Raw genomic sequence first — 2,200 nt, forward strand, 5'->3', positions numbered from 1 at the left:
AGAGGTGTAAGCATGGTAACATGTTCAGCTGACTAATACTAATAAGTCGAGGGCTTGACCAAAATAAATAAAAGTAACATAATAGTATTAATTTTGCGATATACTCCTTTTGTAAAAAAGGAGCGAAGGCTTTGAGCGATAGCGAGAAGATTATTTTACTGTGCAATTTTGAGAGAATATTTATATTCTCAATCTGGTGATTATGGCATGAAGGTAACACCCCTTCCCATACCGAACAGGTAGGTTAAGCTTCAATGCGCCAATGGTACTGCAAGGGTGACCTTGTGGGAGAGTAGGTTGTCGCCAGGTAATATAAAAAACCGCTAAGTTTAGACTTAGCGGTTTTTTTGTTTAATAAATAAAATAAAGGGTATAATAAAATAAAAGATAAAATAAAAGAATATCTGTGATATAATAATTATATGTCATATAATGCTTTATAAAGTGTAATTAGGGGGTATTAACGTGTTAAAAACTAATGAGATTTTTGATGATTATAAAAACAATATTAAGTTAAGTAATTTAGAAATTGCAAAACGATTTAGTCATACTTCTAAAGTGATAGTAGCAGTAAATACGGAATTATCTGATTTATTCCTTAGAGTAATAGATAGAGTAAATAATAACTATAGAAAAAGTACAAAAGAAATTATTAATCAAATACATGAAGTAACAGGTTTTAATGAGAATAGATTCACAAGATTATTAAGCCCAGAAGTAGAATTTTCTCCTAGGGAAAGTGAGATTAGGGTATTAGAGTGGTTATTGTCCTATGATATAAAAGATTTCCCCCAAGAATATAAAATAGATTACAAGGTTGAATAATACTATTAAATATAGCGATAGATTTGAAGTTATATACAACAAATGATAGCCGCCCGTTACTTCAGTTACGGGTGGCTTATTTATTGAGTATAGGGTTATATCTAGTATAATAAATTAATAAGGGAGTGATTAAGTTGAATAAGCTTGTGTTAATAAGACATGGTGAAAGCATTTGGAACAAAGAAAATAAATTTACCGGTTGGACAGATGTAGATTTATCAGAAGATGGTTTAATTGAAGCAAGAAAAGCGGGTAAAATACTTAAAAAAAACGGATATACTTTCGACTTAGCATATACTTCTGTACTAAAAAGAGCAATTAGAACACTTTGGATTGTTTTGCATGAGATGGATCTTATGTGGATTCCTGTATACAAGTCATGGAAGCTTAATGAAAGACATTACGGAGCATTACAAGGATTAAACAAGAAAGAAACTGCCGACAAGTATGGAGATGAACAAGTTCATAAATGGAGAAGATATGTAGATGTAAGACCACCTGAACTTTTAAAGACTGATGATAGATATCCAGGTAAGGAGTTAAAATATAAAGAATTAAGAGAAGAAGAGATTCCAACAACTGAAAATTTGGAGGATACTATAAAGAGGGTTATGGAAGTATGGTTTGAAGAAATAACACCTAAAATTAAAGATGGTAAGAAGGTTATAATTTCTGCACATGGTAATACTTTAAGAGCACTAGTTAAACATCTGGATAATATATCAAGTGATAATATTGTATCTTTAAATATACCTACAGGGGTCCCACTTGTATATGAATTGGATGATAATTTGAACCCTATCCGGCACTATTATTTAGAGTTAGAGGGAGAATTACCACAAGATGCTATTCCTACGGAGTTTTAACGATATTTCAGAAGGAAAGTGTTCCACTTCTATAAGTGGGAATACATGAAGAAGCTAGCGAGGTAAACATTGTAGAATACAAGACAAAACAAATATTTACAAAAAATAGCCTAGCGTATCGCAATGTGTATAATTGAATAATTTAAACTTATAGCTAGGAATATGGACGTAATTTAGGTAGAACGGTTGTTTATCAAAATTGCGCTCATATTTATGTGATAGAATATTCCTTGTCGTCGCAAAGCGGTGGCAAAGTAAATTATATGTTTATTGTTAATTTAATCAGTTCTTAAATCAAAATAAAACTTGAGAAGTTATTGACAAAACAAGAAATATGTAGTATCATTGTATATGTTATCAGTTATTGACGAAAACAAAAAAATGGTCTTTGAAAATTAAACAGAGAAATAGGTAAAGAATAGCAAAATAATATTTTGCTAAACCAGTTAATTACTTTAGAAAAAAGTAAATTTTTAGTCGTAAGACTAAATAGTATGTAATGAGCTTGA

At 30.5% G+C, this 2,200-nt stretch carries 2 protein-coding genes and 1 rRNA gene; all 3 read left to right on the forward strand.

Annotated features, from left to right (window positions below):
• Nucleotides 1-192 precede the first annotated feature (192 nt).
• The 3 genes from rrf to gpmA all read left to right on the forward strand — a co-directional run bounded on the left by rrf (nucleotide 193) and on the right by gpmA (nucleotide 1,691).
• A 5S ribosomal RNA gene (gene rrf, locus ACREWB_RS12415) occupies nucleotides 193-309 on the forward strand.
• Nucleotides 310-465: 156 nt separating this feature from the next.
• Nucleotides 466-825, forward strand: coding sequence for a hypothetical protein (locus ACREWB_RS12420; RefSeq protein WP_431547758.1), 360 nt, complete (start codon nucleotides 466-468; stop codon nucleotides 823-825).
• A 134-nt stretch (nucleotides 826-959) separates the two neighbouring features.
• Nucleotides 960-1,691 (forward strand): 2,3-diphosphoglycerate-dependent phosphoglycerate mutase, encoded by a 732-nt coding sequence (gpmA, locus tag ACREWB_RS12425; protein WP_431547759.1) that lies wholly within the window; start codon nucleotides 960-962, stop codon nucleotides 1,689-1,691.
• The last annotated feature ends 509 nt before the right edge of the window (nucleotides 1,692-2,200 follow it).

The sequence above is a fragment of the Clostridium sp. genome (genome assembly GCF_050717635.1).
Lineage (GTDB): Bacteria > Bacillota > Clostridia > Clostridiales > Clostridiaceae > Clostridium_AD.